This window comes from [Mycobacterium] stephanolepidis, from assembly GCF_002356335.1.
GTDB classification, from domain to species: Bacteria; Actinomycetota; Actinomycetes; order Mycobacteriales; family Mycobacteriaceae; genus Mycobacterium; species Mycobacterium stephanolepidis.
The window spans coordinates 3154148-3177119 of sequence record NZ_AP018165.1; the positions used below are offsets into that span (position 1 = coordinate 3154148).

Annotated in this window: 31 protein-coding genes; 10 read left to right on the forward strand and 21 right to left on the reverse strand. The window is 63.0% G+C overall.

The genetic code is table 11. The features are described 5' to 3' along the window. The first annotated feature begins 7 nt into the window (after positions 1-7). Complete coding sequence (locus tag MSTE_RS15670) at positions 8-2836, forward strand: MMPL/RND family transporter (protein ID WP_231897106.1); 2829 nt, start codon at positions 8-10, stop codon at positions 2834-2836. Between the two features lie 344 nt (positions 2837-3180). On the opposite strand, the gene MSTE_RS15680 is transcribed toward MSTE_RS15670, so the two are convergent. The 3 genes from MSTE_RS15680 to MSTE_RS15690 form a co-directional block, all read right to left on the reverse strand. Next, the gene (locus MSTE_RS15680) at positions 3181-4095 is read right to left on the reverse strand and encodes a tyrosine recombinase XerC (protein WP_096502562.1); all 915 of its coding nucleotides are present in this window, start codon (positions 4093-4095) and stop codon (positions 3181-3183) included. Beyond that, positions 4092-4922, reverse strand: a complete 831-nt coding sequence (locus MSTE_RS15685) for a siderophore-interacting protein (protein ID WP_096502564.1) — start codon at positions 4920-4922, stop codon at positions 4092-4094. Before MSTE_RS15685 ends, MSTE_RS15680 begins: the two co-directional genes overlap by 4 nt. A 75-nt stretch (positions 4923-4997) precedes the next feature. Continuing rightward, positions 4998-5585: a TetR/AcrR family transcriptional regulator gene (locus MSTE_RS15690; RefSeq protein WP_096505972.1), complete on the reverse strand. Its 588-nt coding sequence runs from the start codon at positions 5583-5585 to the stop codon at positions 4998-5000. 198 nt (positions 5586-5783) lie between these two features. On the opposite strand from MSTE_RS15690, the gene MSTE_RS15695 reads away from it, so the two are divergent. Further along, positions 5784-6167, forward strand: a complete 384-nt coding sequence (locus MSTE_RS15695; protein ID WP_096502566.1) for a DoxX family protein — start codon at positions 5784-5786, stop codon at positions 6165-6167. Here MSTE_RS15695 and MSTE_RS15700 read toward each other — a convergent pair whose 3' ends face one another. From MSTE_RS15700 to MSTE_RS15715, 4 genes are read right to left on the reverse strand one after another with little or no spacing between them, the layout of a single operon-like run. Beyond that, complete coding sequence (locus MSTE_RS15700) at positions 6168-7067, reverse strand: LysR family transcriptional regulator (protein WP_096502568.1); 900 nt, start codon at positions 7065-7067, stop codon at positions 6168-6170. Positions 7068-7118: 51 nt separating this feature from the next. After that, on the reverse strand, positions 7119-7364 hold the full coding sequence (locus MSTE_RS25125) for a hypothetical protein (RefSeq protein WP_162291329.1): 246 nt from the start codon (positions 7362-7364) through the stop codon (positions 7119-7121). Continuing rightward, positions 7361-8182: a YoaK family protein gene (locus MSTE_RS15710; RefSeq protein WP_096505976.1), complete on the reverse strand. Its 822-nt coding sequence runs from the start codon at positions 8180-8182 to the stop codon at positions 7361-7363. Before MSTE_RS15710 ends, MSTE_RS25125 begins: the two co-directional genes overlap by 4 nt. 10 nt (positions 8183-8192) lie before the next feature. Next, positions 8193-8810, reverse strand: a complete 618-nt coding sequence (locus MSTE_RS15715) for a carbonic anhydrase (RefSeq protein WP_096502570.1) — start codon at positions 8808-8810, stop codon at positions 8193-8195. Positions 8811-9534: 724 nt separating this feature from the next. On the opposite strand from MSTE_RS15715, the gene MSTE_RS15720 reads away from it, so the two are divergent. From MSTE_RS15720 to MSTE_RS15730, 3 genes are read left to right on the forward strand one after another with little or no spacing between them, the layout of a single operon-like run. Further along, the gene (locus MSTE_RS15720) at positions 9535-9930 is read left to right on the forward strand and encodes a RidA family protein (protein WP_096502572.1); all 396 of its coding nucleotides are present in this window, start codon (positions 9535-9537) and stop codon (positions 9928-9930) included. After that, a complete protein-coding gene (locus MSTE_RS15725) occupies positions 9927-10874 on the forward strand; it encodes an amidohydrolase family protein (RefSeq protein ID WP_096502574.1) in 948 nt (315 codons plus the stop codon). Before MSTE_RS15720 ends, MSTE_RS15725 begins: the two co-directional genes overlap by 4 nt. 15 nt (positions 10875-10889) lie before the next feature. After that, the gene (locus tag MSTE_RS15730; protein WP_096502576.1) at positions 10890-11072 is read left to right on the forward strand and encodes a hypothetical protein; all 183 of its coding nucleotides are present in this window, start codon (positions 10890-10892) and stop codon (positions 11070-11072) included. A gap of 7 nt (positions 11073-11079) precedes the next feature. Here the strand turns inward: MSTE_RS15730 and dprA are convergent, their stop codons facing one another. The 5 genes from dprA to MSTE_RS15755 all read right to left on the reverse strand — a co-directional run bounded on the left by dprA (position 11080) and on the right by MSTE_RS15755 (position 15421). Continuing rightward, positions 11080-12216 carry a DNA-processing protein DprA gene (gene dprA, locus MSTE_RS15735; RefSeq protein WP_096502578.1) on the reverse strand — a complete coding sequence of 379 codons (1137 nt, stop codon included), beginning with the start codon at positions 12214-12216 and terminating at the stop codon, positions 11080-11082. After that, the gene (locus MSTE_RS15740) at positions 12213-13712 is read right to left on the reverse strand and encodes a YifB family Mg chelatase-like AAA ATPase (protein ID WP_096502580.1); all 1500 of its coding nucleotides are present in this window, start codon (positions 13710-13712) and stop codon (positions 12213-12215) included. Before MSTE_RS15740 ends, dprA begins: the two co-directional genes overlap by 4 nt. Before the next feature lies 1 nt (position 13713). Beyond that, a complete protein-coding gene (locus tag MSTE_RS15745) occupies positions 13714-14073 on the reverse strand; it encodes a YraN family protein (protein ID WP_096502582.1) in 360 nt (119 codons plus the stop codon). 207 nt (positions 14074-14280) lie between these two features. Next, the gene (locus MSTE_RS15750; protein WP_231896900.1) at positions 14281-14538 is read right to left on the reverse strand and encodes a hypothetical protein; all 258 of its coding nucleotides are present in this window, start codon (positions 14536-14538) and stop codon (positions 14281-14283) included. Between the two features lie 130 nt (positions 14539-14668). Then, positions 14669-15421, reverse strand: a complete 753-nt coding sequence (locus tag MSTE_RS15755; protein WP_096502584.1) for a TetR/AcrR family transcriptional regulator — start codon at positions 15419-15421, stop codon at positions 14669-14671. A 188-nt stretch (positions 15422-15609) separates the two neighbouring features. Here MSTE_RS15755 and mbp1 point away from each other — a divergent pair, with 188 nt between their 5' ends. The 4 genes from mbp1 to MSTE_RS15775 are packed head-to-tail and all read left to right on the forward strand — an operon-like array spanning position 15610 to position 16964. Further along, complete coding sequence (mbp1, locus tag MSTE_RS15760; RefSeq protein WP_070942948.1) at positions 15610-15852, forward strand: microaggregate-binding protein 1; 243 nt, start codon at positions 15610-15612, stop codon at positions 15850-15852. 53 nt (positions 15853-15905) lie between these two features. Further along, entirely contained in the window at positions 15906-16211 is a 306-nt protein-coding gene (locus MSTE_RS15765; protein WP_096502586.1) for a GlsB/YeaQ/YmgE family stress response membrane protein, read from the forward strand. Positions 16212-16252: 41 nt separating this feature from the next. Continuing rightward, positions 16253-16540 (forward strand): hypothetical protein, encoded by a 288-nt coding sequence (locus MSTE_RS15770; RefSeq protein ID WP_030094030.1) that lies wholly within the window; start codon positions 16253-16255, stop codon positions 16538-16540. Between the two features lie 13 nt (positions 16541-16553). Further along, the gene (locus tag MSTE_RS15775) at positions 16554-16964 is read left to right on the forward strand and encodes a hypothetical protein (RefSeq protein WP_096502588.1); all 411 of its coding nucleotides are present in this window, start codon (positions 16554-16556) and stop codon (positions 16962-16964) included. A gap of 38 nt (positions 16965-17002) precedes the next feature. On the opposite strand, the gene MSTE_RS15780 is transcribed toward MSTE_RS15775, so the two are convergent. Genes MSTE_RS15780 through rplS form a run of 4 tightly spaced genes read right to left on the reverse strand, consistent with a single transcriptional unit; the run spans position 17003 to position 19234 of the window. Beyond that, positions 17003-17308: a DUF2469 domain-containing protein gene (locus tag MSTE_RS15780; protein WP_005056986.1), complete on the reverse strand. Its 306-nt coding sequence runs from the start codon at positions 17306-17308 to the stop codon at positions 17003-17005. A gap of 10 nt (positions 17309-17318) precedes the next feature. After that, a complete protein-coding gene (locus tag MSTE_RS15785; RefSeq protein ID WP_096502590.1) occupies positions 17319-17990 on the reverse strand; it encodes a ribonuclease HII in 672 nt (223 codons plus the stop codon). Positions 17991-18000: 10 nt separating this feature from the next. After that, positions 18001-18876, reverse strand: a complete 876-nt coding sequence (gene lepB / locus MSTE_RS15790; RefSeq protein ID WP_231896901.1) for a signal peptidase I — start codon at positions 18874-18876, stop codon at positions 18001-18003. A gap of 16 nt (positions 18877-18892) precedes the next feature. After that, positions 18893-19234 carry a 50S ribosomal protein L19 gene (gene rplS / locus MSTE_RS15795; protein ID WP_030094034.1) on the reverse strand — a complete coding sequence of 114 codons (342 nt, stop codon included), beginning with the start codon at positions 19232-19234 and terminating at the stop codon, positions 18893-18895. Between the two features lie 281 nt (positions 19235-19515). On the opposite strand from rplS, the gene MSTE_RS15800 reads away from it, so the two are divergent. After that, a complete protein-coding gene (locus tag MSTE_RS15800; protein WP_096502594.1) occupies positions 19516-20421 on the forward strand; it encodes a serine hydrolase in 906 nt (301 codons plus the stop codon). Here MSTE_RS15800 and trmD read toward each other — a convergent pair. The 5 genes from trmD to MSTE_RS15825 all read right to left on the reverse strand — a co-directional run bounded on the left by trmD (position 20368) and on the right by MSTE_RS15825 (position 22972). Next, positions 20368-21087: a tRNA (guanosine(37)-N1)-methyltransferase TrmD gene (gene trmD, locus MSTE_RS15805; RefSeq protein ID WP_096502596.1), complete on the reverse strand. Its 720-nt coding sequence runs from the start codon at positions 21085-21087 to the stop codon at positions 20368-20370. The genes MSTE_RS15800 and trmD overlap by 54 nt on opposite strands. Before the next feature lie 10 nt (positions 21088-21097). Next, complete coding sequence (gene rimM / locus MSTE_RS15810) at positions 21098-21628, reverse strand: ribosome maturation factor RimM (protein ID WP_096502598.1); 531 nt, start codon at positions 21626-21628, stop codon at positions 21098-21100. Positions 21629-21633: 5 nt separating this feature from the next. Then, a complete protein-coding gene (locus tag MSTE_RS15815; RefSeq protein WP_005081564.1) occupies positions 21634-21876 on the reverse strand; it encodes an RNA-binding protein in 243 nt (80 codons plus the stop codon). Positions 21877-21884: 8 nt separating this feature from the next. Further along, positions 21885-22364, reverse strand: a complete 480-nt coding sequence (gene rpsP, locus MSTE_RS15820; protein WP_030094038.1) for a 30S ribosomal protein S16 — start codon at positions 22362-22364, stop codon at positions 21885-21887. A 170-nt stretch (positions 22365-22534) separates the two neighbouring features. Beyond that, the gene (locus tag MSTE_RS15825; RefSeq protein WP_096502600.1) at positions 22535-22972 is read right to left on the reverse strand and encodes a nuclear transport factor 2 family protein; all 438 of its coding nucleotides are present in this window, start codon (positions 22970-22972) and stop codon (positions 22535-22537) included.

Consider the following 22972-nt stretch of genomic DNA (forward strand, 5'->3'; position numbering starts at 1 on the left):
CCGGCTGATGTATCGGTTCTCCCTTCCCGTCATCGTGCTGTGGCTTGCCGCTGCCGGAGCACTCAATCTCGCTGTCCCCCAACTAGAGACGGTGATCAAGGGACACGCTCGCTCATTCTTGCCCGATGACGCCGCCTCCGTCCAGGCGATCGTCAAGATGGGCAACTACTTCGGCGGTGCCGGCACCAACAACTTCGTCTATCTCCTCCTCGAGGGCGAGGAGCCACTGGGTGCCGCAGCGCACCAGTACTACTCAGACGTCCTCGCCCGGATCAACCAGGACAAGAAGCACGTCAACTCGTCGATGGATCTGTGGTCCAACCCGCAGTTCTCCCGCGCCAACGAGAGCGCCGACGGCAAGGCCGCCTATGTCCTGATCAACCTGTCCGGCAACATGGGAACCGCCCTGGCCATGGAATCCACCCAGGCCATTCGTGACATCATCGCCGAATATCCTCCACCGAAAGGAATTACGGCACACCTGACCGGGCCATCCGCGGTGGTCAACGACGAACTGGTCTCGATCAACGATTCGATCCTGTTACTGCTGATCTCCTGTGGCCTGTTGGTTGGCGCCATCTTGTTTCTGGTGTACCGCAACCCGATAACCATCGCCATGCCGCTGCTCGTCGCGGGAGCGGGGCTCGGCGTCGGACGGCCCATCGTCGCGTTCCTCGGCGAACATCAAGTCATCGGAGTATCGATCTTCGCCTCCGCATTGCTGGCGGTGATCGTCCTCGGAGCCGGAATCGATTACGGCATATTCCTTCTCGGCAGATATCAGGAAGCACGCCGCGCCGGAGAAGACCCGGAATCCGCGTACTACACGGCATTGGCCGGGGTCCAGCACATTATCATCGCGTCGGGACTCACTGTCGCCGGAGCCACCGCGTGCATGGTCTTCACCCGCCTGGCCATCTTCAGCACATCCGGTCTGCCCTGCACCATCGCGGTCATCGTCACCCTTGCCGCCGCCCTGACCCTCGGGCCCGCGCTCCTGGCGCTGGGCAGCCGGCTCGGGTTCTTCGAGCCACGCCAAGAGAAGTCGCAGCGCAGGTGGCGTCGGATCGCCACCTATGTGGTGCGCTGGCCGGGGCCGGTACTCGCGGGCAGCATGGCCGTACTCGCGCTTGCGCTGTTGGTTCTCCCGGGATTCCGGCCCAGTTTTAACGAGCAGACCGCGCAACCCAGCGACTCTCCCGCAAACCTGGGTTTCGCCGCGTCAGATCGCCATCTGCCGCCAAATATCATGGCCCCCAGCCTCTTCCTGATCGAGTCGGACCATGACATGCGCAATTCCGGGGACATGATCGCCCTGGCGAAGCTCTCCAATGCGGTGCTGAACATCCCTGGTATCAACAATGTGCAGGGCATCACCCGCCCACTCGGCGCTCCGCTGGAGCAAGGGTCGCTTACGTCGCAGGCCGGATACATCGGTGGGCGGCTGACCCAGATGACCAGTCTGCTCAACCAGCGCATCACCGACCTCACTGCCCTGAGCGGCCGCGTCGGGCAGCTCTCGCTCACGGTCAAGGGCCTGGAGCAAGCGCTGCAGAGTGGGACCCAGGGTGCGATCCAGATCCAGACGGGCGCAGCCGAACTGCGCACCGGCCTGGCCGCCGTCGTACAGAAGGTCGACACGCTACGCGAAACCGCCAAGCCCGCAGAGGACTTCGTGGGCTCGATCCCGAACTGCCAGGCTAACGAGTACTGTCAGGCCGCGCTCACCGGCTTCTCGCTCTTCGACGATCTACACCGTTTCGACGGGCTGGTGGGCAATCTGGTGAACGGAACCGGCGCCCTGGCCCAGACGTTCCCGCAACTAGGGGCGCAGCTATCGGGATTGAAGGCCTTCGTCGCGCAGGTCAACGAAGTCACAGTCCCGCTGCGAAGCACACTGGAAATCCTGCTCCCTCAGATCACCCAAATCACGCAATTCACCGATGAGCTCAGCAAGAGCTTCACTGCGGGCGATCCGGGTGCATCGTTCTTCCTGCCCAGCCAGGCATTCGACAACCCGCTCTTCAAGAACGCGATGCCCTTCTTCTTCTCCACCGACGGCAAGGTGACGCGCATGATCGTCACTCCCGATATGGAGGGATTCAGCCGCGAAGCGATGGACCTGAGCGCCAAGATCATTCCGACCGCATTGCAGTCGATCAAGAACACATCACTGGCCGGTAGCACGGTGAGTATCGGTGGCCCTGGCGGCACCCTGTTGAACATCGAGGCGTTCACGCGAGAGGACTTCATCACCAGCGTGGTGGCCGCATTCGCGTTCGTATTCTGCGTCGTGCTGATCCTGCTACGCAGCCTCGTTGCCGCAATGGCGGTCATCGGCACCGTGGCGCTGTCCTACCTGTCCGCTCTGGGCCTAGCCATATTCGTCTGGCAGGACATCATCGGAAATCCGTTGCATTGGTCGGTAGCCCCGCTGTCGTTTGTCTTCCTGGTCGCGGTGGGCGCCGACTACAACATGCTGCTGGTGGCCAGATTCCGCGAAGAGCTGCACGCCGGTATCAAAACAGGCATCATCCGCTCGATGGCCAACACCGGCGGCGTGGTCACCACCGCGGGACTGGTATTCGGGTTCACCATGTTCGCGATGATCGCTGGGTATGCGCACAACATCGCCCAGCTGGGTACCACCGTGGGCCTAGGGCTCCTGCTGGACACGCTGATCGTGCGATCGTTCGTAATCCCTTCTATCGCAACGCTGCTGGGCCGCTGGTTTTGGTGGCCAGTGGTGGTACACGACAGGGCCGCCAGCCGTGATTCCACCCCCGCCCCCGAGAGTGCGTCTGATCATGGGCAGCTTGTAGGGGCGCAACGATGACGCGGTGCGGCAGGTCTGAGCTGAACCGCGGTCCCCTGCAGATTCGCGTCACCACATCGTGCGCTTGGAACCGTGGGTAAGTGCCGTGCTTACGGGAGCCGGGTTCGCCGCAGTGCTTCTGTTCTTGGTGGTGGTAGCGCTATGGGCGGCCGGCGGTAACGGCGGATCGATGAGCTACTACCAGCGCGAAGTGGACCGCATGATGCGCAAGCAATCACGGCAAGAAAAGGCGAGTTTGGAGGCTAGAACCCGCCATACCCGAGGACAACGCTGGGCGAGTCGCGTCAATCCTGCCCGAGCATGCCGACGGAAACGCGAGCACGACACCTGAGTGCCTCACGGCATCACGCCCGCGGGTGCGCCTGATCGTGGACGGCGCGTAGACGCTCCACGGTGACGTGGGTGTACAGCTGCGTGGTGGCCAGTGTGGAGTGCCCGAGCAGCTCCTGAACGACACGCAAGTCCGCACCACCTTCCAGCAGATGCGTTGCGGCGCTGTGCCGCAAACCGTGCGGGCCGATATCGGGGGCGCCGGGCACGGCGGACATGGTCTGATGTACCACGGTGCGAACCTGACGCGGATCGATGCGCCGCCCACGCGCACCCAGGAGCAGCGCGGCTCCCGAGCCCGAGTTGGCCAGACTCGCTCGACCGCGTTCCAGCCACGCCGTCAACGCATCGGCGGCGGGACCTCCGAACGGCACGGTGCGCTCCTTGTCGCCCTTACCCAAGACCCGCAACACCTTTCGCGATCTGTCGATATCGTCCACATCCAGGCCGCAAAGCTCACTGACCCGAATCCCGGTGGCGTAGAGCATCTCGACGATCAGGCGATCCCTCAGTGCCATCGGATCATCTTGCTCGGCGCCCGAATGCGCGGCCTCCATCGCCGCCACGGCCTGGTCCTGTCGCAGCACCGCGGGGAGAGTGCGGTGAGATTTGGGCTGTTGCAGGCGAATCGCGGGGTCCGTCTTCATCAGTCCGCGACGGGTCGCCCACGCGGTAAAAATCTTCACCGCCGAAGTACGCCGCGCGACGGTAGACCGTGCCGCACCCTGCCGGGCCTGAGCACCGAGCCATGACCGCAACACCGGCAATGACAGATCGGCCAGGGAGGCCTGTGGATTGGTCACCGACAGATGATCGAACAACGAGGTGAGATCTCCACGATAGGCCCGTTGCGTGTGCACTGACCGTCCGCGCTCCAGCGCCAGATGCTCGGCGAACTCGTCGAGAATCGCTGTCAGCTGCGGAGTCACTCCCTCACGGTAGCTTCGGCGGCCGCCAGCTCCTGCTTCCACACGCGGAAAGTTTCCTCGGTTCGCCCACGCCGCCAATAGCCCGAAATCGAGGCGGCCCACTTCGGTGCGACCCCACGTTCCTTGCGTATGTACGGCCGCAGGTTGTGCATGACGGTCTGGGCCTCGCCGTGGATGAATACCTGCACCTGTCCGGGCAGCCACTCCGCCGAGCGCACCGCCGCCACCAACGGGGCGTTGTCCCCCGCCAGGCTCTCGTCGACCTCGTCGGCACCTGCGCCCCGGTGAACCCAGACAATCTCGACATCGCCACGGGTGTCGAAATCGATCTCGTCCTGCGGGCCGGCCACCTCGATGAACACCTTGGCACGGGCGCCCTCTGGAAGTGCTTGCAGCGCCACGGTGATCGCCGGGACGGCCGACTCATCGCCCGCGAGCAGATGCCAGTCAGCGGCGGGATCGGGCGAGTAGGCGCCGTGCGAGTCGGTGACGTACAACCGGTCTCCCGGCGTGGCCCGCGCAGCCCAGGGACCGGCCACGCCGCTTTCGCCGTGCACCACAAAGTCGATCGCGATCTCGCGACGGTCGGCGTCTACGGAACGGATGGTGTACGTGCGCACCGTGGCCTGCATGTCGCGCGCCTGGTCGACATCGCGCGGGCCCGGCCCTTCGTGGCCCTCGGGAAGGAATATCAGCTTGGCGTAGCTGTCGGTATCTGAGTTGGCCTCGAAACCGTCGAATCCGTTACCGCCAAGCACCACCCGGGTGATGTGCGGAGTCACCTGCTCGGTGCGGACGACCTGCAACTCGTGGAGCGGGCGTGCCATATCGCCTCCTGCGTTGAATCCTCTATGTCAATTGCCTTGACTATACGGAGGAATTCCCGTGAATGGGCGCCTCCGTCACAGCAGCATGCCCCTGACGATCAGCTCCGCGGCGGCCTCGGCGTGCGCATGCACCTGATCCGGATCGAACACGGCATCGCCGAAGACGGTACGAGCCAGCGCTTCGCTGCTGAACAGGGCGGCGGTGCCGGATGTGATGAGAAAGAAGCTGGTCTGCAGCGGCACATCGCGCAGTTCTCCCGCCTTGACCGCCTCCTCGTAGACCGGCCCGAGCCGTTCTTGCATGGGGATGACGTAGGCCTGACAGATGTGCTGCAGCCGCTCGCTGTCCTGGCCCGCCTCGATGTCCATGATCCGGATCAATTCGGGGTGTTCGGCCGCGAAGATCACAAACATCTTGATGAATCGTTTGATCCGCTCCGCAGAACTCAGGCTCTCGTCGTCATCTGCCAGCACCTTGTCGACGATCGCCTGAAATCCCCAGTCGACGGCCGCGTACCACAGCTGTTCCTTGGACGAAAAACGTTGATGTAGCAGGTTATGGCTTACGCCCAGCTCGCGATTGAGGGTTCGCATCGACATGCCCTGATAGCCGTGCGTGGCGAATGCTTGCAGCGCCGCGGTGAAGATCGCGTCGGCCGACACTCCCTCACCGCCTTTGCGCGGTCGGCCACGAGGGCGCCGCGTCAACTCACCCGTTTCAGTCACGAAATCCGCCACATCCTTCCTTCCCAACCATCATCCCCCCACTGGCCGGCAATCGCGTTCAGGCCTTCCACACAACGGTCATCGTCTTTATCGGGATTGCCGAATACCACCGTTACGGCCGGGCATACTGGCGCGATGGATACCTGGTTGTGGATCTGCGCCGGTGTGCTCGCCGTGGTGCATCTCGGCGCGGGCGTGTTCAAACTGATCACCCCGTACGAAAAGATCGCCGCCAACCCCAACCTCGCCTGGGCCACCGATTTCACACCTAGCGTCGTCAAGGCGATCGGCGGGCTGGAGGTGCTCGGTGGAGTCGGCGTGGTGCTCCCGCACGCCACCGGGATCGCCCCGGTGCTGAGTCCGCTTGCCGCTGCCGGACTCGCGGTATTACAGGCGGGGGCCTTTGGTGTTCATGTCCGCCGCAATGAGTGGAAACTGACCATGGTCAACGTGATCCTCATCGTGCTTGCGGTATTCGTCGCGTTCGAGTGGTACGCGTTGTCGACCTCCGGACAGTGACTACGGCACACCCACGAGATTGGTCTGTGCGCTGCACAATTCGCTCACATATGCGGCGAAGGCCTCAGCTTCCGGCGTGGCCCCCTTCTCTTTCCACACCAGCGTGAGGCGCCCACGCATCACCTCATCGGACAGTTCGATCTGCCGAAGTCGGTCCAGGCGATCAGCAGGAAGCTCCGGCGCCACGGCCACGCCCAGATCCCGGGTAACGAGGTGACTCATCATGTCGACTGAGCTCGTTTCGAACGCGATGTCGGGCACGAATCCTTTTGCCATGCAAGCCTGATCGAGAATTGTCCGAATCCCGGACCCCTGCGGATGACTGATGAGCGCGCGATTGCGCAGATCCTCAAGACTGATCGACGTGCGCGATGCCAAGGGGTCGTCGCGATGGACTATGGCCACGATGTTCTGTTGAGCGAGAAGCTGCTCGCGTAGCAGCGGAGGCGATGACGAGGCCCGCCCGACCACGGCGATGTCGATTTTGCGTTCCAGCACCGCCGCCGTGAGTTGATCTGATCGCGCTTCGGTCAGAGTGATCGACACCGCGGGATGCGCCTGGTGGAACGCGGCCAAGGCGTCGGCGAGTACCGGCAGCGGGTGATCGACCGTTCCGATAGCCAGATGCCCGCACAGGACGCCCGCCATGGCGCTGGCGGTCGACCGTATCTTGCCCACGGTCTGAAGTGCCGTTTCGGCGAGCGGGAACAACATCTTGCCGAATTCGGTCAGCTTGAGCGCTCGGCTCGAACGGTCGAACAGCTCGTGGCCGAGCTCCCGCTCCAATCTCCGGACCTGAGCACTCACCCAGGGCTGAGCGACGTGCAAAGCCTCCGCGGCGCGCGTGAAATTCGAGTGATCGGCCACCGCGAGAAAGTACTCAAGCTGCCTCAGTTCCATAGCGAATCACCCACAGGCCTGGCAGGAGTTACCGTGGTTGACAAGGCAAGGTCAGTAGTTGATGAGCCAAAGTGGTCCGAACTTGGCCACTCCCAGCGCGATGAAAAGAACCGCAATGATCATGGCGGTGGCGAGGTCGTTCATGTGCTCGATGGGGCTGTTCGACTCAGCCTTGTGGGACTCGTAAATCTGAAATCCGGGCTCCATGCCGTGCTTCCTTTCGCTACTTTGATTGAACAACTGTTCTGGAAAATTCGATCTGGTGATGCAACCGGCAAGGATCGCCGCATCACTCAACCGAGAATGGTCTTGCGATCCGAGTGGAAGAATGTGACGAGTGTTGTTGCACCACATATTATTCCGACGGTGAGTATCACCTTGGATCCGCTGTAGACCGATGCGATCACGCCGCCAGTCGCAGCCCCCAAAATGAACGAGACATAGAGCATCGCGTACCCAAGCCATTCAAAGACCGAACCCTTGCCAAAGAGATGGCGCTCGATTCCTTGCCCCAACTTGACCACGGTCCCCGTGACGTAGCTCAAGGGAATGGCGGTTTCACCCTTCTTCACAAACGACGTGTTGAGCGCTCCAATCGAGAAGGCCAACAACAAAATCGGCGTGAAATGCACGTCGATGTTCGCCGTGAAACTCCGGTCTTGATAGAAGTCGACCGCGGCAGCCGCGAGGAGACCCACCGTGGTCAGCACCGTCGCACCGTGCGGGTGATTCTTCCAAAATTTTCTCCGGCAGAAGGAGGCCACAATCACCCCGAACAGGAAGGCGCCGATCATCGAGATGGCGGCAATCGGACCCGCACCCGCCACCTGCTGTTTGTCGGTGACCTTGAACCACGTCAGCACCGCGCGTTCGGTGTTTCCGGTCATGAATGTCACGAAATAGCCTGCGCTGTGCAGGAAGGCGACCGCACCGACCATGCCCGCGAGTCCCGAAAGCAGCCACGAAAGCCTAGCCTCGCTGCCGATCGCGGCCTCACGAGTTATGACGGCATCGGCGGTCTTAGACACCACGGGATCGCCCTCGCGATTGCCCATTTCCACGTCATCCTGAGATCTGTTATCTAAAGTCATGGACCCGCTGCTCTTCCGGTTCATGGTGGTCAACTCAGGACTTGTCGATGTCGCCGACGTGGCCGTGCAGGACGATGCGTCCGTCGGCCAGTTTGTAGGTCAGGTACACGATGGCGAGCTTGTTGGCCTCGACGGCATCGGCGACGACCTGTGAGCGCTGCAGGAGTTTGGTGCCGGTCTCTTCGACGTGGCGGGCCTCGAATTCATCGATGCGCGACAGCCCGTCCTTGCGGCCACTGAGAATCGAGGGCATCACCCGCACCACCAGGTCCCGGATATACCCGCCGGGCACCTCGCCGCTATCCAGGGCGGACACCGTGGCCCCCACCGCGCCACAGGAGTCATGACCCAGGATCGCGATCAACGGCACACCCAGCACCGCCACCGCATACTCAATCGAACCCAACACCGCCGAGTCGATCACCTGACCGGCGGTGCGCACGATGAACATATCGCCCAGGCCCTGATCGAAAATGATCTCCGCGGCCACCCGACTATCCGAACACCCGAACAACAACACATCAGGGCTCTGACCATTAGCCAGCTCAGTACGACGCGCGATGCTCTGACTCGGATGCTGCGGCAAACCACCAACAAAACGCTCGTTGCCCTCTTTGAGCGCCGTCCACGCGGACTTCGGATCAGATCTCATATTTCCCTCATACCCTACAGGGGTATCGCATGTCTGTGATCTTCAACACATAGTTGACTTTCATCAACCAGTCGTTGATCATCAGGGCATCAAAAGATACCCCGTGAATCATCGAAATATGGACTGCTGAAAGCGAATTCGTCGGATCGTAGATTCGATAGCCGACAGTGACAGCCCTGGCAGACCTCTCCGGTGGGCGTCGCAGTCATTGAAAGCACCCAAATCCAATATGCCTGGATTCGCCGGAGGCCGCAACGCCGATCCTCAATCGGTTGGCAATCACCCACTGCCACAACACACTCGAACACCTTCTACTTCGTTGAACTTTGGGTACCCCCCTGAATCGAAAGACGCAGCTGCGCAGACTATTTCAGCGACTAGACAATACGAAGCCACGCTCGGAGGAGCAGGCCCAAATATTCACAGGAAAAACTCAGACTGCGGCACTTCATAACAAATCGTTCTAGCTGTCAGAAAAAGCCGATGATGGCATTGGCGAACAACTTCGCTGCACCATGGAGGGGGCCACCGGACATCCAGCTCGACGAAGACAAGAGATGAGTGAAAATGTCACGCACACAAGACGACACATGAGACATATCCGCGGGTGTCGGGGAAACAGCTCTGGGCATTGCCCACATCAGGGCGATCGAAGGCACGCGGCACGACGCCCCGTACGCCAAAGTGCTAGGCCCTGACACCCATTGACGACACGGAGGATCAGATGGTCAACATTCACCATGGGCCGCTCTGGAAATACGAAGGACGGACGGGATACGCCGAGTACGTGGAGACAAGCGCTGTGGACGCAACTCTCCATGTGTCCGGCCAGGCCGGGTACTCATCCTCGGGAGAACTGCCCAAGGGTGACATGCGCACCCAGTTCCGCAACACCTTCGCGAACATCACCGGACTGCTGGAAACCGCCGGCTATCCCACGAGTCACGTGATCAAGATTCACATCTACGTCACCGATATGGAGCGTGGGCTGGAGGCGTATGACGAAGTCACCGAGTGCCTTCAACAGTGGGGTGCGGCACCGACCTCGGTCATGACAGAAGTCGGAAGGTTGGCCTCGGTCGACATGCTCTGCGAGATCGAGGCGGTGGCCGTCCGATGAGCAGTCCCGGCCTGATCGATGTCCATCATCATGCCCTGCCCCCGGTCTACATCGCTGCACTTGCGCAGCACGGTGTCTCCGAGGCAATCCCCGGGCAAGATTTCCCGGCCTGGTCTCCGGAACTGAGCCTGCAGTTCATGGATGCTCACAATATTCAGAAGGCGTATTTATCGGTCACCGCTCCGGGATTCGGCGGCCTGACCGGTCCGGAGGCGATCGGGCTGGCCTATGACGTCAATTCGTGGCTGGCTACCCTGGCCGCCGAATCGATCGGCAAGTTCGGGGCGTTCGCGATGGTCCCCCTCGACTCCGCCGATACCGCCCGCGTGACAGCCGAGGCTGCGATCGAGGATATGCAGCTCGACGGTGTGGGCCTGTACACCAGCACCGCCGGACAGTACCTTGGTTCATCGGGCCTCGACCCGCTCTGGGAGTACCTTGAGGCACAACAGGTTCCGGTCTTCATCCACCCGGTGGTGGGTTCTGTGCAGGTACCCAGTTTCGGTCTTCCAGCTTCGATCCTCGAATTCCCCATCGAAACGGCCAGAGCCATCGCAAGCTTTCTGTTCAGTGGAACGCTCGACCGGTTCAGCGGTCTCAAACTGATCTTCACGCATTCAGGGGGCGCGCTCCCGGCACTCCTACATCGGTTGAGTCTGAGATCCAGTGTGGATCCGCTGCTGGCCGACAAACCGCCGGTCGACCTGATGACCAGCTTTGGTCGCATGTACTTCGACGTGGCGATGTCGGCGGCGCCACGAAACTTGGAAGCCGTACGCTCGCTGATTTCCACCGACCGCCTGTTGTTCGGCAGCGATTTTCCCCTCCAGTCCGAGTCTTACGCCGGCGCGAACGCCGATGTCATCTCCTCCATGGACATTGCACGCAACACCACCGCCAATGCGCGCAACCTCTTCGCCCGCCACCCGGTCAGCCCAGCATGAAGGTTTGACGGCCACGTGGGTGGACCACTCGTCGTGGCGCGACACACGGGAATTCCCGACCCGTTTGTCGATGTTCTCGCCAATCTCATTCAAGCGATCGCCGAGCATTGTGACGAGTACTTGTCCCCCGGCGTCGTCGAACAGGCCGGACGTCCGCCGCGTTCCTTCCGCCAGACCATCGCCGATATGTCCGCCTAGTGTCAGGTCATCGGGCTCGGCCGCGGCGCCTAATCTTCCAGCCGCGGTCGGTGTCCGCTACCAACTTCTCAAGTTCGAGGATCGCCAGTGCGCCCTGCACCTGGCCGCTGGTCAGTCCCGAGTCGGCGACCAACTGTGCGACCGAAGCATTCCCCCGCCCGGGCAATGCTTCGTAGACCCGCTTCTCGACCTCCCCGAGCCCGTCGACAATGCCTACGGGGCGTTCTGGATCAGCCGCGAATTCGCCCAATCTGCCTGCCAACTCGATCACATCTTGTGCGCAGACAACGAGCCGCGCACCGCGCTCGGCGATCTCGATATGGGTACCCGCCGACGCCACCGATGTGATCGGCCCGGGCACCGCGCCGACGGGCCTCCCAAGCCCACGCGCCCAGGCCGCGGTGTTGGCGGCGCCGCTGCGCACCCCGGCCTCGACCACCACTGTGGCGCCGGAAAGTGCTGCCACCAATCGATTTCGGGTGAGAAATCGGTATCGCGCGGGCCGCACTCCCGGCGGGTACTCGCTGACCACCAATCCATGTCGAGCGATTCGATAGAGCAGCCCCGAGTGAGCGGACGGGTACGGCACGTCCACACCGCCTGCCAGCACCGCGATTGTGATGCCCTCGCAGGCCAGTGCCGCCCGATGTGCAGCACCGTCAATGCCGAACGCACCGCCCGACACCACCGCCATGTCATGGGCGGCCAAACCCGATGCGAGTTCGGCCGCCACGTGCTCGCCATATCCGGTGCAGGCACGGGTACCGACGAGTGCGGCAGCCCGCGACGCCACCTCTGATAGGGAGTGCTCACCAATTACCCACAGTGCCAGTGGTGCTCGTCCACTGGGCATGCGTCTCGTGTCGAGCGTTGCGAAATCCTGGAACTGCCACCCCGGCCATTCCGGATCATCGGGTGTCACCAGACGCCCACCAAGGCGAGCCAGAATCTCCAGATCCCGGCGACTGCTGTCGATATCGTGACGGGCCTGCACGATGGTGCGCACCCGATCCGGTACCGCCAAGCGCCGGACGCGCTCTGCCGTCTCCTGCACGCCGAACACCGACACCATGACCGCGAGTTCCGCACAGGGCGCCTCGGCCACCCGGGATAGGTAGGCCCAATGGGGCGACACGTCGCTCATCGTTTATCGCGAAACGTCAATGCGAGCTTGACATCCTCGGTGCCCGGGAAATGACGCCCGCCGAGGTCGGCGAGAGTCCACGCGACACGTAGGCATCGGTCCAAAGCACGGACACTGATGAGCCCGCGTTCCATGGCGTTACGCAGCGGCTCCATAACCGTCCGCGACGGTCGAAACTCCTTACGCAACAACGGACCGGGGGCATCAGCATTGACACGGAATCCGTAACCCGACCATCGCTGCGCCGCCCGCTCACGCGCCAAGAGGACACGCTCGCGCACAAGCGCCGTGCCCTCGGCAGCCTCGCTGAGCGCGCTTTGGCTGACCGGGTGCATCTTTACCCTAAGGTCCACCCGATCGAGAAGTGGACCGGACAACTTGCCCAGGTAGCGACGACGTACCGGAGCCGGACACGTGCAATCCCTCGGGTTCGCTGGTGCGCACGGGCACGGATTGGCCGCCAGTACCAACTGGAATCTGGCCGGGTATACGACGACGCCGTCGCGGCGCGCCAATCGAATCTCCCCGTCCTCCAAAGGCGTACGGAGCGCCTCCAGCGCGGGCGTCGAGAGTTCGGCGCATTCATCGAGGAACAGCACGCCACGATGAGCTCGACTTACCGCGCCGGGTTTGGCGATACCGGAGCCACCACCGACGAGCGCGGCGACACTTGAGGTGTGGTGCGGCGCCACGAACGGCGGTTGGGTGATCAACGGCTGCTGCGTCGTCAGCAGGCCCGCCACCGAGTGGATCGCCGTGACCTCAAGTGCCTCGCCATCGGTCAACGGTGGCAGCAGCCCCGGTAATCGTTGCGCCAGCATCGTTTTGCCGATTCCCGGTGGTCCGGTCAGCATAAGGTGGTGAGCGCCTGCCGCCGCCACCTCGACCGCGAATCGCGCGTCGGTATGTCCGACAACGTCTGCCATGTCCGGCATATCGCTCTCGCATTGCACGTCCACCGGCCGCACCGGCTCCAGCTCGCCATCAGCACACAGCCAGCTCGTCAGTTGCCGCAAGGTCTGGGCACCCAGCACCTCGATACCGTCGACCAGACCCGCCTCCCCCAGATTCGCCTCGGGTACCACCACCGTTGGCCACCCGTCGCGTTTGGCCGCCAGCACTGCGGGGAGCACTCCGCGGATCGGGCGCACCCGTCCGTCGAGTGCCAACTCCCCTAGTAGCAGGCTCTTTTCCAGCCTCGTCGGCGGGATCGCGTTACCGGCCGACAACACGGCGGTTGCGAGTGCCAGGTCATACACCGATCCCATCTTCGGCAATGTCGCAGGTGACAAGGCCAAGGTCAGACGCGACGACGGCCAGGTGAATCCGCAGTTAGTGATCGCCGCGCGTACACGGTCACGAGATTCCTGCAGCGCGGCGTCGGGCAGTCCGACCAGGTGCACACCGGGGAGCCCAGCACTGATATCGGCCTCGATCTCGACCGTCTGACCGGTTACCGCCTTGACCGCAACGGAATACGCTCTCCCAAGAGCCATCTCAGCTCACCCCGCGGATGTGGGTGATCGCCGCTTCCGAGCCACTCAACCGTACTTCGATGACATCGATACGCACGGCCGCCCACGAACCGTCCTGCGCCGCCAGCCAGATGCCCGCAAGCCGTCGCAGCCTACGTAACTTGGTGTGCGTCACCGCCTCCGCGGGTGTTCCGAACGCACGACCGGTACGTGTCTTCACCTCAACAAAGACCAACACCTCGCCGTCCGCCGCGATGATGTCGAGCTCTCCGTACCGGCACCGCCAATTGCGATCGAGGACCGTGAAACCGTCGTCGTTCAGGTAGTCAGTGGCGAGATCCTCTCCACGGCTGCCGATCTGTGCACGTGTGCTGGTTGTCATGCCCACACCATCTGCGCGCGCACCGACACAGGGTCGGCTGAGATGCCGCGCGAATGAGGGTTATCCACATTCCGGCATTCCTCCACAGCAACGCGGCCGCGGGCGGCTTTCTACCGCGGTTCACGACGGTGCTCAGAAGCAGATAACCAGGACTTCAATACATCCGACGCGTGGTCGAGCGCCTACTGCGTTAGAGCGATCAGCCCGTTAGTTCCACATCTTGACCGGATGCACTACCGGCGCAACCTTGCCTATCGCACCCGTTGCGGGCCCCGGCAAGTCCTTGGAGTTGGGCGCCGACTTGATCTCGACATCGTCGGTCGCGGTGCAGACATCCTTGGTGGCCTTCGATGGCGCACAGTGCACACCAGGCGCAGCCACCGCGGCAGCTGGGGAGCCCAACGGGAGGGCGACCACAATCGCCGGAGCGATCATCGCCATCGCCCTCATCAGCAAAATACCCATCGGCCGAGAATGGGACAGACCCGGGAGATCCGCAACTCGAACGATGGCCTGCTGGAGAGTAATTCCCATCACAGGTGGGCAGAATCTGTCAGGTCTAGACAGGAAGCGGCAAGCACATGGTGACCGCGGCCTAGCGCGGCGCGTTGCCCTCGAGCCGATCAAGCAGCGATTCGAGGGCCTCTTCGAACTCCGTCGCGCTGTGGTCTTCGCTGAGTTGTTGCTGCATCCGCTGCAGGTTCGGATAGTTCGAGAGGCTGCGCAACGTCTTCTCGGGCAGCTCGTCCTCCACCGGGCTCAGCGAGACACCGCGTGCCGAAACCTCCAGGAGCAGCTGCCCCAGCAGGAATGTGGTGTACGCGCGATAGGCGGTCACTGCTCCCCGGTCGTCGAAGCCGTAGGAGATCAGTGTGTCCAGGAAGGTCTCCATCCACTTCATGCTCCGCAGTGGCGGCCGAACCCATGGGGCTTCCGGTGGCCGAGTCGCCAACGTCGGAAACAGGTGCGGATGATCGATGGCAATTGCCCGCACGCCATGCGCGAGCCGCACGAGATAGTCCTGCCAACCGTCTTCCTGACGTCGGGCAGCGAGTTGATCGTCGTACAGCTTTTCGACCAAGTGGTCCACAACGCCGCCAAGTAGGTCCTGGCGGCCATGGACGTGGCGGTACAGGGCCATCGCCTCGACACCGCAGGCCGAACCGAGTCTCCGCATCGTCAGTTGATCCAACCCGTCACGGTCCACCAGCGCGATCGCGGTGTCCAGGATCTCCGCACGAGTCAGCGATCGTGGCCGACGCCCCTCCGGGGTGCCGGCACCTGTTCGGTTGTCCGTCTCGTCCACTGCGTCGGTCACTCCCACCGTGCATTTCAGGGTTCGGGCCATGACGGCGTTTCCGTGGCGGCTTTGCCGTCCCCACGACGGTACCTCTGCTAGCTAAACACCTGGCCAGCGCCTATTTGTTTACAAAGTAGTTTACGTAGTACACAACCCTTGCTACGGTGGATTTGGTCGCCTCACGACGAGGCGACATCGAGCGGTTGCACCGCGCACGCACTGAAAAGGAGCGACAGATGAGCGATGACAACAAGGACAGCGGTATCGAGGCCGGGATCAAGGGCGTCGTCGAAGACGTCAAGGGCAAGGCCAAGGAAGCCTTCGGCAAGCTCACCGACGACGAGTCGCTGGAGCGCGAAGGTCAGGCACAGCAGGACAAGGCCGAGGCCCAGCGTGAGGTAGCCACCAAGGAAGCCGAGGCCGAGAAGGCCCGCGCCGAGGCTGCCGTGCATCAGGCACGCGAAGACGCCGAGAAGTAGCAACACACCGCACAGCAGTCCGCTCCACTCCAACGAGAACCAGGAAACCACAAATGATTTCACCTCTGGCCGCCGATGTTGCGGCAGCTCACCTCGGCTTTGGCATCGGCTGGATCGCATGGATCGTGATCGGCGGCCTCGCCGGATGGGTGGCCAGCAAGATCATGGGCACCGACGCCCAGCAAGGGCTCCTGCTCAACATCGTGGTGGGGATCGTGGGCGGGCTGCTGGGCGGATTCTTGCTGAGCCTGCTCGATGTCGGCACCTACGGCTTCGGCTGGATTCTGACATTCGTCACTGCACTGGCGGGCGCCTGCATTCTCTTGTTCCTCGTGCGCCTCGTCAGCGGTAGGCGATGAGTAGCAACAGATCCCAGCAGTCCACAATAGAAGGGGCCCTAGTGATTCCGTCCATTTCGAAGAAACTCGCGGTGGCCGCCGGTATGGCCGCGGCCATCTCGCTGGCGGGCTGTTCCAGCGTGATCAATCAAGGTGGCGACACCACCTGCAAGGAATACCTCACCCAGGACGAGGCCACGCAGAATGAGGCCGTCATCAAGATGCTCAAGGACGAGAACCAACAAGACCCCAGTGGTCTGCAGTCCACGGCAGCGCGAAACTCCGCCTTGGCCTATTGCAAGACGTTGGGCAACGAGAACAGCAAGATCAAAGAAGCCCCACACCTCTAACCGGGAGCATCACATGAGAATGCCAACAGTCAAGCCCACCAAGGTTTTTGCCGGGTTCGCCATCGTTATCGGCGCGGCTCTGACCGGGTGCGGCACGAGCACCGACAGTGGCCCGACGAGCACCAGCACGACGACCACAACCACCACGACGACCGTTCCTGCGCCCAGCGGTGCACCGGAAGGCACCCCGGCACCCGGCGCGACCGGTGGCGGTGGTCCTGAAGGCGGATCCGGCGCCATCCCCGGCGGCCCCACCGGAGGCGGCGGACCCGGCGGCGGGAGCGGCAGTATCCCGGGCGGTCCGACCGGAGGCGGCGGACCCGAGGGTGGCGGGGGCCATATCCCCGGCGTCGGCGGTGGCCACGGCGGCCCGGGTGGCGGCGGCGGATGCGTCGACAACGTGGGTTGCGTCAGCATCCCGTAAAGCACGTACGGCCGAACAGAGCTGCGCCTATCGGAGATCTACTCCGGTAGGCGCAGTTCTGGCTTGTCGACCTCTTCGATGTTGACGTCCTTGAAGGTGATCACGCGCACGTGTTTCACGAAGCGCGCAGGCCGGAACAGGTCCCACACCCACGCGTCAGAAAGGCGCAGCTCGAAGTACACCTCGGAGTCGGTGTTCCGTGGAATCACCTCGACGCTATTGGCCAGGTAAAACCGTCGCTCGGTCTCCACCACGTAGCTGAACTGCCCGACGATGTCCTTGTACTCGCGATACAGCGAGAGTTCCATCTCGGTTTCATACTTTTCGAGGTCTTCAGCGCTCATAGACTTTCCATTATCCCCCCTGTGAACTTCCCTGCGTCGCATTGCGCACGTTCACGAACGACTGTCGATGCTGAACTGACGGTCCCAGACGCTGCAACGCCTCGGTATGGACGGCTGTGCTGTAACCCTTGTGCACCGCGAATCCGTATCCCGGGTGATCTGACTCCATGGCCACCATCACTCGATCCCGGCTGACCTTCGCCAGCACACTGGCCGCGGCGATACATGCCGCCGACGCGTCGCCACCGATGACCGGCAGGGAGGGCACCGGCAGCCCCGGCACCCGGAATCCGTCCGTCAACACATATCCCGGCTTGACTCCCAGACCTGCCACCGCGCGCCGCATTCCCTCGATGTTGGCCACGTGCACGCCGATGCGGTCCACTTCTTCGGCCGGCACCGACACCACGTGATACGCCTCGGCATACCGACAGATAAGGGGAAACAGCGTCTCGCGCATCTTCTCGCTGAGCTTCTTGGAGTCATTGAGCGCGGCAAGGCTTTTCCGCTGGCTTGAGCCAAGCACACACGCGGCGATCACCAACGGGCCCGCACATGCTCCACGTCCGGCCTCGTCCACACCGGCAACCGGCCCCAAACCCACTCTGTCCAGGGTCAATTCGAGGGTTCGTAATCCGGATGCCCTGCGAATCACCGTCCGTGGCGGCCAGCTGGTACTCATACCGCGTGAACTAGGTCTGAGGATTCACCGATGCGACGCCGCCCCACCGTCCGGGCGGCCATGCGATGAAACGCGCTTTGCCGATGACATTGCCCACCGGCACGGTGCCGATGTTCGGGTCGCCGGTGCAATAGACGCGCTGACGCTCGTCCATCGCCGGCCCGGCGTCACGTTCGAGGCTCTGGCAGTGCGCGCGCGAGTCGCCACTGTGCGTCCGGTTATCCCCCATCATCCACAGCTTGCCTTCCGGCACCTTGACGGGTCCGAACTGAAAACTCCAGCAGGCGTTGGTGGGGTCGATGTCGCTACCGGGACCGATGGTTTCCGGATCCAGATAGGGCTCGTTGAGCTTCTTGCCGTCGACTGTCAGGCCGGTGTCCCAGCGGCATTGCACGGTCTGCCCGCCGGTGGCGATGACACGTTTCACCAGGTCGTTCTCGTCTGGCGGTACCACGCCGATGAAGGACAGAGCGTTCTGCAGGTATCGGACGGCGGTGTTGTCCGACCGGATTGATCGGTAATTGCCGTTCCACTCGGGCGGCCCTTTGAACACCACAACATCACCGGGCTCCGGATCGGTGAACCGGAACACCACCTTGTCGACCATGATCCGGTCACCGGTGCAACCACGGCAGCCGTGCAAGGTCGGCTCCATCGACTCCGACGGAATGAGATACGGCCGGGCGATGAAATTCTGCGTGATGCAGTACAGGACCAGAGCGATCAGCAGGAGAACGCCGACCTCTTTGAGCATGCCGGAGCCGCTGTCTTCGTCGTTCGACGATGTTGCGGATGCTTCAGCGGCTGGTTCGGTTTCGGGAGCGTCGGCAGTAGTCTGCGCGGACGATTCAGGCGGCCCTGATTCCCCGGGCACCGGTGCTGTCACGAAAGCGCCGACTCGGTCAGCGCTTCTCCTTGATCTTGGCCTTCTTGCCGCGCAGCTCACGCAGGTAGTACAGCTTCGCGCGACGGACCGCACCACGGGTGACGATCTCGATGTGGTCGATGTTCGGGGAGTGCACCGGGAAGGTGCGCTCGACGCCGACGCCGTAGCTTTCCTTGCGGACCGTGAAGGTGGCGCTCACGCCACCACCGGAGCGACGCAGCACGGCACCCTTGAAGACCTGGATACGCTCCTTGGAGCCCTCGATCACCTTGACGTGCACGTTGACGGTGTCACCGGGGCGGAAGTCGGGCACATCCTGGCGCAGCGACGCCTGGTCGACAAAGTCCAGCGTGTTCATCGGCGTACTTCCCTCTTGGTCTCTCGACTCAATCGCGCGGCCGGATCGCATACGGGGTATGCACCTGCGCCGATCAGTAGTTGCGTAGTTCTGTCTGACTTGCGGCCAAGCGGCAGCAGACAGCTACCCGATTGTGCCAGACAGGGGCCCTTTCAGTGAAATCGCCCACCCGAGCACCCCTTGGGCAGCGGGTATCCAGACAGTACCGGTAAGCTACCGTGACCGGAACACCTGTCACATAGGTAACAATTCAGAGTCTGACCGCAGAGGGGGTCTAGGTTATGCGTGGCCACCACCTGTTTGCGGGCTTGACGCTCACTGCAGTGACCGCGCTGACCTCTGGATGTGTGGCATCGGTGCGCAGCGATCCGGCTACCCCGGTGCTGGCAGTTGTCAGTGCCCCCGCCGAGCCCGCGCCGGTCTTCGAAGTGGAAAGCCCCCCGTCCTTCGAGACCCTGCCCGAGCGCACCATCACAGCAACCTCCCAGGCCAAGAGTGCCGGCGCCGTACTCACCGCGGTCATCAAGGACCGCGCCTCCGGCGCCGTGGTCTCCAACGGCAACAACAGCACCATTGCCATCGCCTCGGTGGCCAAGCTGTTCATCGCCGACGACCTGCTGATGCGCGAATCGACCGGCGACGTCACCCTGACTCCCGCGGATCGCGTGTCCTTCGACCGGATGCTGCAGTCCTCCGATGACAGCGCAGCCGAGATCTTCTGGCAGCGCGGGGGCGGCAACTCGATCATCACCCGCGTCGCCGCGCGATACGGGCTGCCCTCCACCACCGTGCCTTCCGACGGGATGTGGTGGAACACCATCAGCACTGCCAACGACCTGGTGCAGTACTACGACATGCTGCTCTCCGGCACCGGTGGCCTGCCACCCGAGCGCGCGAACATCATCGTCGACGACTTGGCCCGTTCGACACCCAACGGCATCGACGGCTATCCCCAGCGTTTCGGAATCCCGGACGGTATCCCCGGTGAGCCCGTCGCGGTGAAGCAGGGCTGGATGTGCTGTGTCGGGTCCGCGTGGATGCATCTGTCGACCGGTGTGGTCGGTCCCGACCGTCGATTCATCGTGGTGGTGTCGTCCCTGCAGACCGCCAACGACGTGACGGCGCGCAACACGCTAACTCAGGCCGTCGCCACCATGTTCCCCGGTGGACGAATCGAAGCCGAGTAGGTCCGGGCGACGCTGCGCCGTCCGCTGACGCGACTGTTCGGCCCGCCACGCCGCAATCTTGGCGTGATCACCCGAAAGCAATACCGGCGGTACATCGATCCCCCGCCAACTCGGCGGTCTGGTGTAGGACGGCCCCTCCAAGAGTCCATCAGAGTGTGAGTCCTCTTGCGCGGAAAGCGCATTGCCCAGCACCCCGGGAATCAGCCGCAATACCGCCTCGATGATCACCAGCGCGGCGACCTCGCCGCCATTGAGCACGTAGTCGCCGATCGACACCTCGCGCACCCGCATCCGGGTCGCAGCGTCATCGGCGACTCGCTGATCGATTCCCTCATAGCGTCCGCACGCGATCACCAGATGGTCTTCGGTGGACCATTGGCGGGCGCTCTCCTGCGTGAAGGGGTATCCGGCGGGCGTTGGCACCACCAGAAGCGTTTCCGGCGTGCAGATCTCATCCAGGGCGTCACCCCAGACCGTCGGCTTCATCACCATGCCGGGACCACCACCGTAGGGCGAATCATCGACAGACTTGTGCACGTCGTGCGTCCAGCGCCGTAGATCATGCACCGCGACATCGACCAGCCCGGCCTCGATTGCCTTACCCGGCAGAGACTGCCGCACCGGCTGCAGATAGTCCGGGAAGATCGTGACGACGTCTATTTTCATGCCGGAATGCTCACGACAGATCCAACAGACCTTCGGGGGGATCTATCTCGATCACCTTGCCTGTCAAGGAGATCGACGTGACGATCGCGGAGACGAACGGCACCAGAATCTCGCCGCGCTGGTCCCCACTTTGCGGTTTCACCGAGAGCAGCTCACCACCTGGGGTGTGCAGCACCTCGGAAACGACTCCGACGATCACACCCTCCCGCGTCCGCACCGTCAGCCCTTCGAGCTGATGGTCGTAGAACTCGTCGGGGTCTTGAAGGGGAGGAAGCTCGCCGGCCTCAACCGTGAAAAGGGTGCCGCGCAACGCCTCTGCCGCGTCACGGTCAGCCACTCCGGCAAGCCTGATCAACAGCCTTCCGGTGTGCTCGCGTACCGATTCGACGGTGAACTCACGGTTGCCGCCTCCCCTGGGTAGCCGCCCGGTGAGCACCGAACCGACGGAAAAACGCTCATCTGGATCGTCGGTGCGAATTTCGACCGACAACTCGCCAGTGACGCCGTGCGCCTTGGCGATACGCCCGACCACAAGCTCCATCGGAGCTACCGGTCGGTGTCCACCACGTCGACCCGGATGCCGCGGCCACCCACACCCGCGACCAGGGTGCGCAGCGCGGTGGCGGTACGCCCGCCCCGACCGATCACCTTTCCGAGATCGTCGGGGTGGACGTGAACCTCTACGGTGCGGCCGCGACGATTCGTCACCAGGTCAACGCGGACATCGTCGGGGTTATCGACGATTCCTCGCACCAGATGCTCGACGGCGTCGACCACCACAGAACTCATCTGAGGTCCTATTCGCTTGCGGCGTCAGCAGATTCGGCAGGAGCCTCGGCGGCTTCCGCAGCCGGAGCCTCGGCGGCCTCATCCTGCTCGGCCTTCTTCGGGGCCTTCTTCTTTTTCTGCTGGATGGCCTCACCCGTGGGGGCGCCATCGGCCTCGGCCAGCGCGGCGTTGAACAGCTCCAGCTTGCTGGGCTTGGGCTCCTTGACCTTCAGGGTGCCCTCGGCGCCGGGCAGGCCCTTGAACTTCTGCCAGTCACCGGTGATCTTCAGCAGGGCCAGCACCGGATCGGTCGGCTGCGCGCCGACGGACAGCCAGTACTGCGCACGCTCGGAGTCGATCTCGATGAGGCTGGGCTCTTCCTTCGGGTGGTACCGGCCGATCACCTCGATGGCGCGGCCTTCGCGGCGCGTGCGCGCATCGGCGATCTGGATGCGGTACTGCGGGTTGCGGATCTTCCCGAGGCGCGTGAGCTTGATCTTGACAGCCATGACTGCAACTTCTCCTTGAGGTATCACGCGGCAATTCGGCGATACGTGCGGACATGCACGATCCGGTTTTGCCTCGCGTGGGTCTGACCGCAGCTGGCCATGGCCAGCACAACGGACGCTTTGTCATTGTGCCAGAGCGGGGCCTACCAGCCCAAATCCTCCCGACCGGACTAGACCAGCCGGTTGAAGCACTTCGTCTCGACGCGCCGTGTCAGCCGCCAGCCGTGCCGTGTCCGCACTACCGCGTCGTCGTACCAAAGTCCCAGAAAAAGTACCTGTTCGGTGTCGCCGCCGGGGACCATCGGGTTGAAACACAGGCTGCGCACGGTGGCCGAGCTGCGCTCTTCGTCGTCGAAACTGATCGAGACGTTTCCCAGCATGTGCGCATACATCGGGAATGCCGGCAGCACCTGCGCCAGCCACGCCTTGACGTCCGGATACTCGCCGTCCACGCCACCCATCGCGCGGTAGTCGATGTACGCGTCATTCGTGAACACCTCGTCCAGGTCGTCGAACTGGCGGGTGTCGATGGCGGTCGCGTAATCGACCAGGAGCTGCTGGATCTGCAGGCGGTCGGAAACTTCGTCGAGGGTCCAGGCGGATGTCAT